Source organism: Streptomyces sp. F001 (genome assembly GCF_004187715.1).
Lineage (GTDB): Bacteria > Actinomycetota > Actinomycetes > Streptomycetales > Streptomycetaceae > Streptomyces > Streptomyces flavusporus.
This window is the reverse complement of the sequence record NZ_QZWF01000005.1, coordinates 60,544-75,129: the sequence shown is the minus strand read 5'-3', so window position 1 is coordinate 75,129 and position 14,586 is coordinate 60,544. Positions and strand designations below refer to the sequence as shown.

Annotated in this window: 13 protein-coding genes and 4 pseudogenes; 7 read left to right on the top strand and 10 right to left on the bottom strand. The window is 68.0% G+C overall.

Features of this window, described 5'->3' with window-relative positions; genetic code table 11:
• The first annotated feature begins 110 nt into the window (after positions 1-110).
• On the top strand, positions 111-1,667 hold the full coding sequence (locus StrepF001_RS20520; RefSeq protein ID WP_129799701.1) for an oxidoreductase: 1,557 nt from the start codon (positions 111-113) through the stop codon (positions 1,665-1,667).
• Positions 1,639-2,052, top strand: coding sequence for a VOC family protein (locus StrepF001_RS20515; RefSeq protein WP_129799700.1), 414 nt, complete (start codon positions 1,639-1,641; stop codon positions 2,050-2,052). The genes StrepF001_RS20520 and StrepF001_RS20515 overlap by 29 nt, the downstream gene beginning before the upstream one ends.
• A gap of 31 nt (positions 2,053-2,083) precedes the next feature.
• Here StrepF001_RS20515 and StrepF001_RS48105 read toward each other — a convergent pair.
• A pseudogene (locus tag StrepF001_RS48105) lies at positions 2,084-2,188 on the bottom strand (haloacid dehalogenase); the annotation flags it as partial.
• A 136-nt stretch (positions 2,189-2,324) separates the two neighbouring features.
• Here StrepF001_RS48105 and StrepF001_RS20505 point away from each other — a divergent pair.
• Complete coding sequence (locus StrepF001_RS20505; RefSeq protein ID WP_129799699.1) at positions 2,325-2,768, top strand: peptidoglycan-binding domain-containing protein; 444 nt, start codon at positions 2,325-2,327, stop codon at positions 2,766-2,768.
• A 56-nt stretch (positions 2,769-2,824) separates the two neighbouring features.
• Positions 2,825-2,973, top strand: a pseudogene (locus StrepF001_RS48100) (IS5/IS1182 family transposase); the annotation flags it as partial.
• A 156-nt stretch (positions 2,974-3,129) separates the two neighbouring features.
• Here StrepF001_RS48100 and StrepF001_RS20495 read toward each other — a convergent pair.
• The 3 genes and pseudogenes from StrepF001_RS20495 to StrepF001_RS20485 all read right to left on the bottom strand — a co-directional run bounded on the left by StrepF001_RS20495 (position 3,130) and on the right by StrepF001_RS20485 (position 5,306).
• Positions 3,130-4,020, bottom strand: a complete 891-nt coding sequence (locus StrepF001_RS20495) for a GNAT family N-acetyltransferase (protein WP_165396316.1) — start codon at positions 4,018-4,020, stop codon at positions 3,130-3,132.
• Positions 4,021-4,130: 110 nt separating this feature from the next.
• A pseudogene (locus StrepF001_RS20490) lies at positions 4,131-4,466 on the bottom strand (hypothetical protein); the annotation flags it as partial.
• A gap of 87 nt (positions 4,467-4,553) precedes the next feature.
• A complete protein-coding gene (locus StrepF001_RS20485) occupies positions 4,554-5,306 on the bottom strand; it encodes a dienelactone hydrolase family protein (RefSeq protein WP_129800069.1) in 753 nt (250 codons plus the stop codon).
• Between the two features lie 112 nt (positions 5,307-5,418).
• On the opposite strand from StrepF001_RS20485, the gene StrepF001_RS20480 reads away from it, so the two are divergent.
• A complete protein-coding gene (locus StrepF001_RS20480) occupies positions 5,419-5,901 on the top strand; it encodes a MarR family winged helix-turn-helix transcriptional regulator (protein ID WP_129799697.1) in 483 nt (160 codons plus the stop codon).
• Between the two features lie 163 nt (positions 5,902-6,064).
• Here the strand turns inward: StrepF001_RS20480 and StrepF001_RS20475 are convergent, their stop codons facing one another.
• Positions 6,065-6,769: an SDR family oxidoreductase gene (locus StrepF001_RS20475; protein ID WP_129799696.1), complete on the bottom strand. Its 705-nt coding sequence runs from the start codon at positions 6,767-6,769 to the stop codon at positions 6,065-6,067.
• 248 nt (positions 6,770-7,017) lie between these two features.
• Positions 7,018-7,188 (bottom strand): annotated as a pseudogene (locus tag StrepF001_RS48095) (IS256 family transposase); the annotation flags it as partial.
• A gap of 1,074 nt (positions 7,189-8,262) precedes the next feature.
• Between StrepF001_RS48095 and StrepF001_RS20460 the strand changes: the two are divergent.
• Complete coding sequence (locus StrepF001_RS20460) at positions 8,263-8,817, top strand: hypothetical protein (RefSeq protein WP_129799695.1); 555 nt, start codon at positions 8,263-8,265, stop codon at positions 8,815-8,817.
• A 28-nt stretch (positions 8,818-8,845) separates the two neighbouring features.
• Positions 8,846-9,394: a hypothetical protein gene (locus tag StrepF001_RS20455; RefSeq protein WP_129799694.1), complete on the top strand. Its 549-nt coding sequence runs from the start codon at positions 8,846-8,848 to the stop codon at positions 9,392-9,394.
• A gap of 179 nt (positions 9,395-9,573) precedes the next feature.
• Here StrepF001_RS20455 and StrepF001_RS20450 read toward each other — a convergent pair whose 3' ends face one another.
• Genes StrepF001_RS20450 through StrepF001_RS20435 form a run of 4 tightly spaced genes read right to left on the bottom strand, consistent with a single transcriptional unit; the run spans position 9,574 to position 14,448 of the window.
• Entirely contained in the window at positions 9,574-10,851 is a 1,278-nt protein-coding gene (locus tag StrepF001_RS20450; protein WP_129799693.1) for a hypothetical protein, read from the bottom strand.
• Positions 10,848-11,114 (bottom strand): hypothetical protein, encoded by a 267-nt coding sequence (locus StrepF001_RS20445; RefSeq protein WP_129799692.1) that lies wholly within the window; start codon positions 11,112-11,114, stop codon positions 10,848-10,850. The genes StrepF001_RS20450 and StrepF001_RS20445 overlap by 4 nt, the downstream gene beginning before the upstream one ends.
• Positions 11,111-13,756 carry an SUMF1/EgtB/PvdO family nonheme iron enzyme gene (locus StrepF001_RS20440; RefSeq protein ID WP_240797627.1) on the bottom strand — a complete coding sequence of 882 codons (2,646 nt, stop codon included), beginning with the start codon at positions 13,754-13,756 and terminating at the stop codon, positions 11,111-11,113. Before StrepF001_RS20440 ends, StrepF001_RS20445 begins: the two co-directional genes overlap by 4 nt.
• A 5-nt stretch (positions 13,757-13,761) precedes the next feature.
• Positions 13,762-14,448 (bottom strand): class I SAM-dependent methyltransferase, encoded by a 687-nt coding sequence (locus StrepF001_RS20435; RefSeq protein WP_240797595.1) that lies wholly within the window; start codon positions 14,446-14,448, stop codon positions 13,762-13,764.
• Between the last annotated feature and the right edge of the window lie 138 nt (positions 14,449-14,586).

The following is a 14,586-nucleotide window of genomic DNA, read 5'->3' as shown; positions in this document are numbered from 1 at the left end:
ACCGTGTGCTGAGGGCCGCGGCTGTGGCGGCGACCGACAGGGTGAGCGCGATGAGCAGGTGTGCCACAGAGTGGTCGTCGAGCACGAAGGAAGATCACTAGTCTGCATGGGTGCTCTCATACGACGAGTTGACCTCACCGGAGCGTGAGCTGTGGGACGCGTTCCCGGAGGGGCGCCGCGTGGACCTGCGCACGGGTGTGCCCGAGGACGACCGTGTCTCCGAGGGTGGGCAGTGGGGCCCGGGGAGGACGGTTCGGGCCGTCGTGATCGTGGCGCTCCTCCTGGGCGCGAACACCGCGCAGCCGGGCGCCGTCGCGTGCCTGAGGCTCGCCGGGGCGCGGATATCGGGACACCTGAACCTGGCCGGCGCGCAGATCGCTCACGCCCTCTGGCTCGAGGACTGCTGGTTCGCGGAGGGCGTGGACCTCTCCGGAGCGTCGGCCCAGTCGATTGCGATCACGGGCAGCCGAGTGCCGGGCGTGGAAGCCGGAATGATCCGTATCGAGGGACGACTCGACCTGCGACACTCCCACCTGGAAAGCAGCTCTGCCTCGCCCTTCCACCGCAGGGTCACCGCCTTGTCACTCATCAACGCCCAGGTGAGCGGCGCCGTGAACCTCAACGACGCCAAAATCACCGCATCCGAAGAATGGGCAGTGTCCGCCGGCGGACTGGTCGCGGAGGGCGGCGTCTACTGCCAGGACGGATTTGTCGCGCACGGCGAAGTCCGTCTCATGGGAGCGCAGTTGCCAGGCGGACTGCACATGCGGGGCGCACTACTGGAACACCCCGGCCGGCGCGGGGTGGCGCTCGCCCTGGACAACGCCGTGGCCTCGACGCTCGACTTCTCCGACGGGTTCACCGCGAACGGGACCGTACGGCTGCGCGGTGCCCGGATCTCGGACAACCTGACCTTTGAAGGAGCCGTCCTGAACGGACCGCCCGACGGCCACGGCCCGTCACTGGTCGCCCTACTGATGCAGGCCGTCGACTTCGACTTCACCCTCGCCCGGCCGCCGTCCGGCACCGTGGACCTGCGGGGCGCGCAGGTGTCCTACCTCCACGACAGCGACCACAGCTGGCCGGACCTGGTGGAACTGGACGGCTTCGTCTACGGCTCCATCAAGATGGACGAAGCAGGCGAGCGGCGGGAGGCAGTGGGACAGCGGGACTCCGTGGCCCACCGTGTGGCATGGATACGACGCAGCCCGGGCTACAACCCCCAGCCCTATGAGCAGTTGGCGATCTGGTACCGGAAGGCCGGCCACGACGACGACGCCCGCCGCGTACTCCTGGCCAAACAGCGCCATCGGCGTCGAACCCTTCACCCGGCCGCACGCGTGTGGGGGCACCTGCTCGATGCGACCGTCGGCTACGGCTACCGCCCCTGGCTGGCCGGCGTCTGGCTCCTCGCGCTGACCTTGCTGGGCACGCTGTCCTTCGGCGCTCACTCCCCCCACCCGGTCAAACAAGGCGAAGGCGCCCCGTTCCGGCCCCTCGTCTACACACTCGACCTCTTGATCCCCATCGGTGGTCTGGGTCAGCGCACGGCCTGGTACTGGTCGAACGACAGCCTCCAGTGGCTGGCCTACCTGCTGATCGCCTTCGGCTGGGTGCTGACGACCGCCATCATCGCGGGTGCCACCCGCACCCTGCAGAAGAACTGACGGGCGACAGCTGAGTTCAAGCGTCAAGCGGTTCTATACGGAGGGTCTCGGCTGGAAGGTCCAGCAGGACTACGGGGTCTCGGTGTTCTTCGAACCGGACGGCGGCTCGCCCGTCGGCTTCTATGGCCGCGAAGGCCTGGCCGACCAGGTGGGCACGAGCCCGGAGGGCAGCGGCTTCAGCGGGCTGGTCCTCACCTACGTGGTCCGCAGCGAGGCGCGGGTCGACGAGATCATCGCGGAAGCCGAGAAGGCCGGCGCTACGATCCTCAAGCCCGCCGGCACCCTGCCGTGGGGCGGATACGGCGGTTCCTTCGCGGACCCGGACGGCTACATCTGGAGCCTCGGTTACAGCGCCCAGGGAAAGGACCAGCCCTACGCGGAGTAGCCGCCGAAGAGAGCCTCGGGCGATGACGGCCCCCGAACATCGCATGAAGGGTGTGCCGCGGCACCCCCAGCCAGTCCGCCCAAGTCCCGTACTCCCGGGTCTCGTCCACGAGTCACTCACCGACATCGAAGACCACTGCGCGTGCTCTCCCGGCCTGCGGCCGACGAAACCTCAAACCTTATAGGTGCACAGCGAAATGGAATCTCCTAAGACTGGGCTCGTGAGCGCGAGTCGGCCGGTGTGGTCGGCTCACCCCCTAGGGAGGGAAACGAATGCGAGCCTTGACAAGGATCCTCGGCAGTGCCACCACCGCCGTCGGCATAGCCGCCGGGAGCCTGGCACTTGCGGCTACCAGCGCAGCGGCATCCGAAACACCCACCAAGCAGGTGGTGAGCGCCGAGGCCTACGCCCCGCTCGCGACGCAGAACTTCGGCCTGAGCGAGGATGAGGCCAAGGGGCTCCAGGGTTGGCTCAAGCGCGTCTGGGGTTACGAGGGCGAGATCGACGGGAAGCTCGGCACCAACAGCTGGAAGGCAATGCAGCGCCTCCTCAAGGAGCACCACGGCTACAACGATGCGATCGACGGAATCCCCGGAACGAACACAGTCAAGGCGTTACAGCGCTTGCTGAGGCACTACGACTACACCGGCGACATCGACGGAATCGCCGGGCCGGAGACCAGGGCCGCGTTCAAGCGCTTCGCCAACGTGTTCTAGAGCAACTGCAGGCCGGGGCTGACGCGAAGGGCCTGACTACCTGGGACGTCAGCGTGGACTCCACGCTCGCCCGCGCCCACCAGCATGCCGCCGGGGCTCGCAAAAGGGAGATCTGCAGAAGGAGCCTCCTGGTGGAGTCGACACCGAGCTCGACGACCACGGCCTCGGACGCTCGCGTGGCGGGTTGACCACCAAGCTGCACGTCGCGGTCGAGCAGGGGCAGAAGCCGCTGTCCCTGCTCGTCACCGAGTAATTGTCAAATTCTGTGGCTCGGTTGAGGTGGCTCGGGTCCGGCGGAGCGTGTCAGGGCAGTTCCGTCGCCCTGCGGGTTGAGCGGCCTGTAGGTCCCTGCCGCATGGCTTCAGAGGTCGAGCTGGTACTCCAGCGCCTTGTGGGTGGGGACGTACCCCAGTGCGTCATTGATGCGCCGCATGTGCGTGTTGCTGTCCGCCGTATCGGTGACCAGGCCGGTGAGCTCGGGGTGGTTGGTGCGGGCGAGGCGGATCGACTCGGCCTTCATCCAGCGGCCGAGGCCGTGGCCGCGGTGCTCGGGCAGTACGCCGGTGCCGTAGTGCAGCCCGTCGCCCTTGCCGTTGCCTGGCACGACGAGCTCCGAGAAGCCGGCGATCGAGCCGTCCGACTCGTCGACGGCGACCACCGTGGTGAGCAGCTCCCCGCGGTCGGCAATGGCCTTGGCAGCGGCCAGAACCCGCTCGACGTCCCAGGCCACGACACCGTAGTCGGTGTCGTCCATCGGCATGTCGTCCATCGCGCGGCGCGAGTCGGCAAAGGTCTTGGCCAGTTCCTCGGGGACGGTGCCGCGCCATGACGCGAGACGGTAGCCAGGGTGCGGCCGCTCGACGATCGCGTGGATCTCCTCAACCTTGCTGCTGTCCAACTCGTCCAGCGCAAGCCGGGCATACGTCAGTGTCAGCACCTTGCGGAACCCACTTGCGGCAAGGAAGCGATCGCCGGGCGTGCCCGCGTCGGCCTGCGCGACCACCGACCGCCTGCCCACCTCCCGCGCGGCAGCCACCGCCGTCTCGAGGAGTCGCGACCCGACCCGCCTGCGCCGCTCCGCCGTGTGCACATTCAACTGCAGCTCGGCCAGGTGCTCCTGGCCCTCCCGGGTGAACACCCGCAGGAACGCGGACCCGAGGGGTTCGCCGTCATCCCCGCTGGCCAGCCACGCGAGGCGATAGCCAGAAGACGTGCGGTCGGGATCGGCCAGGGCAGTGATGCGGATGGGCAAGGTAGCTCCGGTGAGGTCAATGGGGTTGCCTACGGCCACAGTTGATCACGCAACCGGTCAGAGGGGCAGGGAATTTTGGCGGAGAGGAAGGGGAGTCCGCGTCGAGGGGATCACTTCCCGCCACGCGACTCAGTTCCGCGCTCCGCGTCACGGAACCAGCCGGACAGCCCCGGGGGCTCAGGCGGCGCTGAGCTCCGGTCGCTCGACGACTGGCCGCGTTCTCCGGCGCGGACGAGGGCGACCAGGTGGGATGCGTTTACGGCCCTCCACCGTTGCTGGGCGGACTCGATGAGCTTGAAGACCATGGCCAGGGCGGCCGTGCCGGAGCCGGCCCTGCGGGTGACGTTGGTCCGCAGCCGCACTGTGGCGAGGGTGAACGCGATGGGGTTCGTCGTCCGCAGGTGGATCCAGTGCCCGGCCGGGAAGTCGTAGAACCAAACCATAAGTACACGCCTCCGGAGTCGTCAGCTGGCACGCCGGCCGTGAGTTGCGGGCGAGACCTGGTGTGGTCATGCGGTTTCCGCGCCGGAGCCTCAGCTGTTGGCCAGGCTGCGGTCCAGGAGAGAGAGCAGGCGGTCCCAGTGGAGCCTCAGCCCGGAAGCGTTAAATGCGTCGGTGTCGGACATGGTGAAGCCGTGGACGGTGCCGGGGTAGATCTCGCAGGTGTAGCCGACACCTGCGGCATCCAGGGCCTGGTTGAGCTCGCTGATGACCTCGGGCGACAGGTCGCCTTCGGCGAGGCCGAGATGGACTTCGGCCGTGAGCTTGGGCACGAGGCGGTGAGGGCTGTCGGGCGCGTCGGTGACCACGAAGCCGGGGTGGAATCCGGCAACGGCGGCCACCTGGTCGGGGTGGGCCGCTGCGGTGCGCAGCGCCAAGAGGGTGCCGATGCAGTAGCCGGTCACGGCGACCGGCCCGGCGCTGACCTCGGGCTGGGCGGTGAGGAACTCGAGGTAGGCGCCGGCGTCGCGCAGGACACATTCGGTGGTGGTGTGTGCCTCGAGCAAGGGCATGAGCTGGGCGATGACCGCGGGCCGGATCTCTTCTCCGATGTGCTCGGGAAGCTCGACCACCGGTGCGGGGCCGTGCCGGTAGTAGAGGTTGGGGACGAGCACGTAGTAGCCGTGCCCGGCCAGTTCGCGGGCCATCTCCTCCAGCACGGGCCGCACGCCGAAGGCGTCCGAGTACAGCAGCACCCCAGGGTGCCGCTCGCCACGGTCGGGGAAGGCGGCGAAAGCGTCGGCCTGACCGTCAGGGGTGGGAATCTGCAGTGTCTCGGTGGGAATGGCGGATCTTCCTTCCTGGAATTCGCTCAACTGGCGTTAGTCGCACTAACGGTGTCGGTGCGGGCAAACGTATATCGTTAGTTGGACTAACGCAACGGGTAGGGTTGGTGCCATGATCAGAGCCGAAGCCGCGGACATGCCCGACGATAGCCCGCTCAAGACGCCCGACAGGCTGCGTCGGCGGGCGAGCCGACTGTTGTCGCAGCTGTCCACGCGGTCGGACCGGCTGATCAACGAGGGGCTGGCCCGGGCCGACGCCCGCAAGTGGCACTACGCCGTGCTCGCCTCACTGCAGGAGTGCGGGCCGGCCAGCCAGGCGGAGCTGAGCAGGCGCACGGGCATCTACCGCAGCGACATGGTCGGCGTGCTCAACGAACTGGCCGAGCGTGACCTCGTCGAGCGGGCGCCGGATCCCGACGACCGGCGCCGCAACGTCATCACGATCTCCACCCAAGGTCGCCGTCACCTACGCCGCCTCGACAAGGTCCTGGACGACCTCAATGACGAACTGCTCGCGCCGCTGAGTCCGGCCGAACGCGACCAGTTCGTGCAGTTGCTCACCCGCTTGCTGGACCACCACGCCCGGACCTCCTGACCCCGCGTAGCCGCCTCGGCGCCCGCCATAGACGACCGCCAGGCGCTCAAGATCACCCCGTGATGGGCCTCTGGCGTATGGGGTATGCCCGGCATGACGGAAATCGACATCCAGGTGCTGGAAGATGCTGCGGCGGCCGCTGAGTGACTCTCGGGGCGGCCACTTACCAGGGCAGCGGCCGACCGTCCCTGAAGAATCCGCCGCTGGGGCCGGTGTCGGGCAGCGTGGCCGCCCAGACCGCACCGGCAGCGCCCTGATCGACCGGGCCGCCGGCCGGGCCGCCCATGTCGGTGGCGATCCAGCCCGGGCAGACGGCGTTGACCAGGATCCGCTCGGCGCGCAGTTCGTCGGCGAACTTGCGAGTGAGCGCGTTCAGGGCCGCTTTGGAGATCCCGTATGCCGGTGTCCCCCCGGACATCGTCTCCAGCGAACCGGACTCGCTGGAGACGTTGACCACCCGCGGGTGGGCGGAACGGTGCAGCAGCGGGAGGAACGCCTGCGTCATCCGCCAGGCGCCGAAGAGATTGCTCTCCAACGTGCGGTGGACCTCTTCGATATCGACATCGACGGCCCGTGCGGCGGTGTCGTAGTTGATGGCGGCGTTGTTGACGAGTACGTCCAGTCGGCCGAAGTCTCCCTCGACGGACCGGGCGAGGGCTCGAACACCGGCAGGATCGGTCACGTCCAGTCGGCGCGGCAGGACGGTGCCCGGCAGTCCGGCCAGGTCATCGGCAGCCCGTTCGGCGTCCTCAAGCCGACGGGCGCACAGCAAGACGGTGTGGCCGAGTACGGCGAGCTGACGCGCGGTCTCCCGGCCGATTCCGCGGTTGGCGCCTGTGACCAGCGATACCGGCGCGACGGTGCTCATGTTGTGCTCCTGATTCAGATCGGATACGGGGGCGGACCCCGGCAGCCCGATCCCTTAGAGGGCGAGGTTCCTGCGCTTGGCGGGCCCCTTGCCGCACGCTAGGCCGTCGCCATGCGAAAGCGGATCAGGCCACGGTCGCAGTCCGCGTGGGACCGCCGACGTAGGCCCTGTCCGAGGGCAAGAAGTACGAGCGCAAGCCCGCCGACTTCGTCATGCGCGGCAAGAGTTGTGGTTCGGGTGACGCGTGATCAGGCAGCGGTGGCCTCTGCGCGCTCGACCAGGACGCCGCTCTCGAACGTGGCGCCCGCGCGGACCAGGGCGACGAAGTGGGCTCCGGTGACCGCGCGCCAGCGGGCCTGGGCGGACTCGACGAGCTTGAACACCATCGTGAGGGCCGCGGCGGGGCTGCCGGCGCCCCGCGCACCCTCGTCCTCGACGGCTTCACCGATCCGACGGTCGACGAGTCCAGGGGCGCGGCTCTCCTCGTCCCCTTCGAGGACCGGGCCATGACGATACGGGCGTGGGCGTACGGGAATCAGTGGGTCGGCACGGGGACGGCGCGGGACGCCGAGGAGACCGAGCGGCCGGTGCTGGTGGTCGCTCACAGGGAGGTGCCAAAACCCTTGACCCTCGCTCCAGGCGAGGACGAAGACGTCGACTGGCTGGTGCTCCTGGCCCTTTCCTGAAACGGCCTGAGTTCTAGGGTACGGCCGACGGCGCGTCAGCCGCCCACCGTGCACGCCGAAGCCCTCCAGCCGAGTGACGACGTCAGCTCGTCACGCCTGGCACGACCACCAACCTCAATCAACTCAATTTGTTAGCGGTTGTTAGAAAGCCCGCGCATGCCGTTTCGCAATGCCCTGCTGTCTTCCGAAGGTCGGTTGCCCACAGCACTGGGCGCGCTGAAGGCGGAAGCATGCGCGGTGCACCGGCATTTGATTCCGGTGTATCGGCGGCGCACCCGGCACGGGCAGGAGTGGCGGGGAGGGGCCGCCTCGGCGACCCTGACACGGTCGTATGGAGCTCACTCGTCGCCGAGTGGATCGTGTGCCTGACCGGCCCGTGCGGCGGGAGTAAAACCCGGTGAAAATCCCTGCGCAATTCAACCACCGGTGCGACTCTGCGCGGCGCCGGACCGTCTGCCGAGATGCATCGGAGTTGCCCCCGTGGGACTCTGATGGTACCTGGCTACATCGAATGCCCTCCTCGGGGACGCGGTGCCGCCGGTCAGCGGGGCGGGAAAGAGGCCAGTGCAACATCCCACTGATCTGCCGCGTGAAGCAGTGCAGCCGTTTCTACCGGCACTTCCAAAGGTCGCTCCCGCTCCGCAGCTGTCCCGGCCTCAGGGCTCTGAAGAGACGGTTCGTCCGCCTCACTGCTGCGGCCCGCCCTGGAGGTGGCGCCCCTGTCACGCTGCCGTCACGTCTCCGGAGTAAGGCTAGTTCCAGGAGCTGCTGTGCCCATCTCCGACCTTATCCGCGAAGGGACAAAAGATGAACTCGCAGCGTTACCTCGCACTTCTCACTCCTCTGCTCATTTCCTCGGTCGCATTCGCCCCGGCTGTCGCTGCCCCGGCGCCGACCGCAACCACACCGGCCTCCGTCACCCGCGCTCCCAGCGCGGCGTGCACGGTGACAGATGTCGACCCCACCCGCATCGGGGTCGGTGCGTCAGGGGAGGGATTCACGCCTGGGGATACCGTCAAACTCACCGAAACGGGCGGCAAGTTCAGCATTGAATTCGCCGTGGAAGCTGACGGAACCTGGACGATCGGCGGTCTGCCAGTCGTCGGCGACTACCGCGCCATCACGCCCGCAGAGACCGTGGAGTGCACCACGGTCGATGGGACGAAGCCCGAAAAGCCGGGCCAGTCCGAGCAGGAGCGGGCCCGTGCGGAATTTCGGCAGGGGCAAAAGGACGGGTTCGCCCTCGGCCGGGAGCTGTGCGAGGCCGCCGCGCCGAAGAAGGGCGTCGCCGCCCTCGACCCGAACTACGAACGCGGCTTCGAGTCCGGGAAGAAGAGCGCAATCGACCAATTCTGCAACTAAGACGCGGACTATCGAAACACCGCAGCCAGTGCAGAGCTGCATCCTCGCCGCTTTAGGAGAAACCATGAACAGAAAATGCACGGCCAGGCGAAGCGTCGCGCTGATCGCGTCGGCGCTGTTCGTCTCCCTGGCGCTCCCGCAGGCTTTCGCTGCACCGAGCCCGGCGGCTCATGCCTCCGTGTCGGCCGCCGTCACGCAGGGCGGCGGCGATTTCGAAAGGGGATTCCGCGCGGGTTTCAAGGCTGGGAAGGCGCAGATCCCGAAGGCCTGTACGACCAAGGTTCCGCTCAAGATCCTCACACCCAGCAAGGCCGAACGGGACGGCTTCATCGCGGGCTTCAACAACGCACTGGCCACCTTCTGCCCCAAGGGAACCAAGCCGGGGGAGCCCTCCGGGAGGGGGTCCGATGTTGCAAGGGCATCCACCGCCGGCTTCCAGGCCGGGAAGGCGGGGGTCCCGGGGGCTTGCAAGACCAGGACTCCGCCCAGGTTCGTCACCCTCAACTCGGCCGAACGGGACGCCTTCATCGCGGGCTTCAACAACGCGCTGAACGAATTCTGCCCGAAGGGCCGATGACCGGCTGGAGCTGACGCGCCTCGGACCACGTTCCAGCAGCTCATCCAGCACCTGAAACAGGGATGACTGTTGCTGGCGCAGCGGTTGAAGGGGCAGGTGGGGGAAGTACAGCGATCCGGCCGAGCGCAGACAGGTCCGTACGGCGTTGACGTGTTGCTGATGCGGCCAGTCACCATGTTCTACGCCTTGTCATCCCCGCCCCGCAGGGATGACAAGACCAGGCGTCCATACCGTGTGGTGAGGGCTGCGGCCGTCGCGGCGACCGAGAGTGTGAGCGCGATGAGCAGGTGTGCCACAGAGTGGTCGTCGAGCACTTGCAGGATGCTGAGGGCCGTGCCGAGTGGCAGGCCGAGAATGGTGAGGACGCCCAGGGCTCCGCTGATCTGCTGGCTTTCCTGGGTCTGTACGAGCCTGCTGTAGTCGGCCGCTTCAGCAAGGATTCCGTCGAATCGTGCCGGTAGCCGGTGCTGGTTCTGGAAGGCGAGCAGCAGATCGTTCGCCGGGCCGTGTGCGGTGAGGTGCTGTCGCCAGTAGGTGCTGCGGAAGACGGCGATGTTCCGCTCCAGCGTGGCGACCCGGTGTGCCAGCCGTGAGGAGTTGAATACCTCGGAGATTTCGTCGGTGAGCTCGTCGATGTGGTCGCGCTGGAGCGAGCCGAGGAGCAGGGCGTCGAGGTAGACGGTACGGGAGTGCAGCGCCCCGAATTCGAAGAAGTCGCCCGCACCGGTGTCGGCCCGGTGACCGAGGAAGGCAGCCCCTTGACGGAGCACCAGGGCGCTCCAGTCCGCCGAGATTCTTACGGCGTCCTTGAGCTGTTCGCCGACGGTCTCCGGAGGCAGGGGGAAATCCTCCGGTGTGGAGCGTGAGGCCAGCTGCCACAGCCAGCGGTCCGCGGTGGCGGGAAGCGCCCCTTCTGGGCCGGAGCGGAGGGCGGGGGACTGCTGTGCCGTAGGGGTCATGAAGGCGATGGTGTAAGGCCGGGCTATGGCGAACGGTGCGTCGGGGTCACGGACGTCGGCGATGCCGGCGAGCAGCCCAGCCGGGTCGAAGGGCCCAGTGAGCGGCTCATCGGCGGGGTTCGGCCGCCGCAGGGCCCGCAGTACGGGTAGCAGCTGTCTTTGCACGCTGAAGTGCAGTACAGCGAGGGCGTGTTCCGGGTTACGAGCGGTGGCCGCACGGAGAAGTTCCATGCCGAGCAGATGCAGCCCCTCGTGCTTGACGTCCAGCGGCAGGTGCCAGCGGCGCGGACGTCCGGGGGCCCCGTAGAGTGCGCGTGCTGAGGCGGGGGCGAAGTAGGTGGAGCGGGTCTGGGCGTCCGTGCGGCGGCTGCCCAGCTCGAACGGGAAGGGACCTTCGGGCCAGTTGGGGGCGCGTAGCAGCCGCACGGGCAGGACGACGGTCAGCTCCTGGCGTGCCCCTGTGACGTTCTCGAGGGGCGGAGCCCCGTAGGTGGTCACCGGTAGTACTCGGCTGGGTCGGGCTGATCGAGGCGAATGACGAACTCCGCCCGGTCGGGGCTTTCGGCGCTGACGTGAAACCGGACGCGTTCGCCCGTGCGGATGGTCCGGAATCCCTCGGTCACGATCTGCCGGTAGTCGAAGGTGTAGTACCGCTCGTCCTCGTCGTCCCGGACGACATAGGAGCCGAGCGCACCGCTCAGCCCTCCGCCGCTCGGGCGCCTGTCGACGATGGTTCCGTGACGTGGCCCCCCGCCGCTCATGCCGTCGCCTCCTCTGCCCCGGACGTATCGATGTCCTGCACACACCGGAAGCCGACCGCGTTGCTTCCGCCGCGCTTGCGGTAGACGCCCTTGCTGCTGGTCTGCACCGCACGCATCGGGTTGTCGTAGCTGCCACCGCAGATGACGGCCTCGCCCGGGTCGTCCAGGCTGGTGGAAGTCCATTCCCAGCAGTTGCCCACCATGTCGAGGACGCCGAACGGGGAGCGGTTGCCCGGGCGTTCGTCGACGGGTGTCGCCCCGGCTCGCCGAACGGCGTCGCCTGCGAAATCCCGGTACCACGCCTGATACGTCACGACAGGTCGGCCGACCCATGTGTCGGCGCAGTTGACACGGCTGCTGTCGGGGGAGTCGCCCCAGGGGAACAGGCGCCCGTCGGTGCCACGCGCGGCGGCCTCCCATTCGAGGGAGGTCGGCAGGCGTTTGCCTTCGAACGCCGCGAAGGCGTATGCGCTCCACCAGTTGACGCAGACGGCGGGGTGGGCGTCGTATTGCGGATGCTCGTAGTAGTCGGGCCGCTTCAGACGGTCGGTCCAGGGGCGGTGTGTGACGCCGGCCGGCTGGTCGGGGTGGTCCCACTGCGAGGTGCCGTCTGCGTCGAGGGCGTCGAGGAAGCGGCGGTAGCGTGCGACGGTCACGGCGTGGCGGTCGAAGCGTACGGGACGCTCGACGCGGCGGATCAGCAGCCGCTCGGCCGGCCCGACCAGGTACGCCCCGGCGGGCAGCACACAGTCGTCAGTCTCCGGACTGCCGGGCATTTCGGCGAGGAAGGCCCGCACCTGCTCGGTGAGAAAGGCGCCGCCGGGAAGGTCCGCTGCCAGGTCCCGGTTCGTCCGCTCGGCCAGAAACCTGGCAGCCAGGAGTTCCTGGTACGCCGTGTGCACGAAGGCGACGTGATCGGGCCCCGCGGGCCGCAGCAGCGGAGCCAGGACACAGGCGTCGAGATCCAGGCGTCCGCCCTTGAAGGCGTTGGCACCCAACTGCCGATGTATGTCGAGGAGGGAGAACACCGTGCGGTCGGTGAGAAATGCATGCCCGAACACGGCGGGCAGCCGTGGCTCCAGATCGGGCTGCCCACGCTCGGCCAGCGTCCGCGCGATGTGAACGCCCAGAATGTCCGCGAGCGGCTTCCCCGCAGGAAGGTCCAGCGCTGTGGTGAGGCGCGTCTCGAGAGGAGTTGCCTCCGGTTCGGCCAGGCGTACGACATGGAAGTGCGGCACGCGGGAGGGGTCGACGCCGTTCGCGTACATCTGCTCGACCAGCTGCTCGGAGCGGCCCGCGCCACTGTCCAGCAGCTGACGTACCTGGGGCGAGTCCGCGAGGAAGGACACCCGCGAACTCATGGCCACCGCCGATTCGGCGGACAGGACGGCCGCGAGGTCGGTGAAGAGCCGCAGGAAACCGGCAGCGCTTGGTTCCTCGACGCCCTCGTCGACGGCATCGAGCACGCACAGCGCCGTCCCGGAACGGATCAGGTAGAGGAAGAGTTCGTAAGCCCGCGAGCGGTCCGACGTCATGGCCGGTGCGAGGAGGCGGGCCGCGTACTCGGAGAACGGTTCGTCCTTCGGTTTGAGACCGAGGTCGAAGTAGAAGCGGAAGCGGCGGATCTCCGGGTTGACGGCCAGCGAGCGCAGGAGCGTGCTCTTGCCGCTTCCCGGACGGCCGGTGACCAGGACGTTCGCACTGCCGCGTGCCAGGCGCGTCAGGAGCTCCGCCGCGTCGCCGGACTGCTCCATCCGCGACTCGCCGGTGCGCGGGTCGGTGGTCAGTGCCGCAGCAGCGAGCGCGGCCCGCGGTTCCGCCGGGTTGTCGGCGGAGGCGAGATCGGCGAGGTGGGTGTCGAGATTGACGACGGTGTCGACGAAGCCGTCGTAACGCACGATCCGGAAGTCCAGACCCAGCATCTGATGGAGGGCACCGGGTGCCGCACCGCCGTCGTCGTCCAGGACGACGAAGCGGGTGAGCTTGGGCAGCCGGGTGCGCAACAGCTCCCCACCGCTGGAGGCAAGGACGGTACTCAAGTCGTCGGCATCGCGGGAGAGCATCAGCTCCACGTACTCCAGCCGCATCCCCGACTCACGGCAGAACAGCTGGTACACGGTGTCCGGGCTGAGGACGAACCGCTTGGCCTGCCGATATCCAAGGGTCACGTACAGCCCGGCAAGGAACTCGCAGCGGCGCGCCACCTCGGGCGCCATATCGGGCTCACCGCCAAGAAGAGCCGCACTCCCGGTGTCGGTGAACCAGACCAGCACGTCGACGAGCCTGCGGACCGCCAGCAGCCCGTCCTCGTCACTGATGTCGTACCCGTCGTGTGTGGACCGGTTGCGGAGGCGACGAATGTCGTCGAGCGCATCCAGAACCGTGCTGCTGCGAATGTACGGACGGCAGCGCTTGACCAGGTCGTTCAGGGCCTTCGTCGACGGGTCGCCCTCGACGCCGTGGTGGCGCCATAACTCCTTGAGGAGCTTCTCGGTCAGCTTCCCGACGAGGGCGACTGCGTTCTCGGGATAGCCGTCGTTGAGGGACCGTAACGGCCGTTCCAGATCAAGCCCCAGTCGATCAGCGATGCGCGAGTGGTCATCGAGTTCACTCCGCAGGCGCCGCAGCCGCTCGTCGACCATGGTGCTCACACGGACTCCCCACGTCGCCGGCCGAGGACGAACGCGAACCGGTCGGGAAACACCAGAACGGGCTCCGGATGAGCGACGCGCATCTCATCGATGCCCTTCTCGATCTCGCTGTCGCTGAAGGTGGAGAGCAACGACATGTAGCGGGCGCGCACCATGCCGAAGTACTTGTCCCGGTCGATACGCAGCTCATGCTCGACGTAGCTGAGACCGGCTTCCAGCCCAGCCGCGTCCAGATGTCCCTCGACAACGGCGGGGTCCGGCTGCAACTCCTCGAAGCGCGCAAGGGCCGCCTTGAACAGCGGGTACTGGATACTGGCCGGGAGCATCACCACCAGCAGCCGCCCTCCGGGCGCCAGCCGATCGGCCAGGCCGCGGAGCGTGTGTGCCGGATCGGCCACGTGGTGCACCGACTCTTTCAGCCACATCGCATCGAGCTGTTCGTACGGCAGACGAGCACGCCCTTCGGCGATGTCCTCGGCGGAAGCGACGATCGGCGTCAGATCGGCCGGAGGAGGCGTCCCGAGCTGACTGAGCATCGCTGCGGAAGGATCGACGCACAGAATGGGTTGGCGAGGCTGGAGCTGCTTGGCCACTTCCCTGGCGAACAGGCCCGTCCCGGAACCGATGTCGGCGATCCGGTCCGTGGGGGCGAGACGCAGTGCCTCGGCGATCCGGCCGGACATCCAGGGAACATAGTCCGGACCGTAGACCCAGTGCTCGTCGTACTCGGCTGCCAACTCCTCGTAGTGCCCTCGCACGTCGCGCCCCTCCACGATCCCCCTCGCGTGTCGCCGGTTGTGCCGTACAAGGCACAGGTCAGG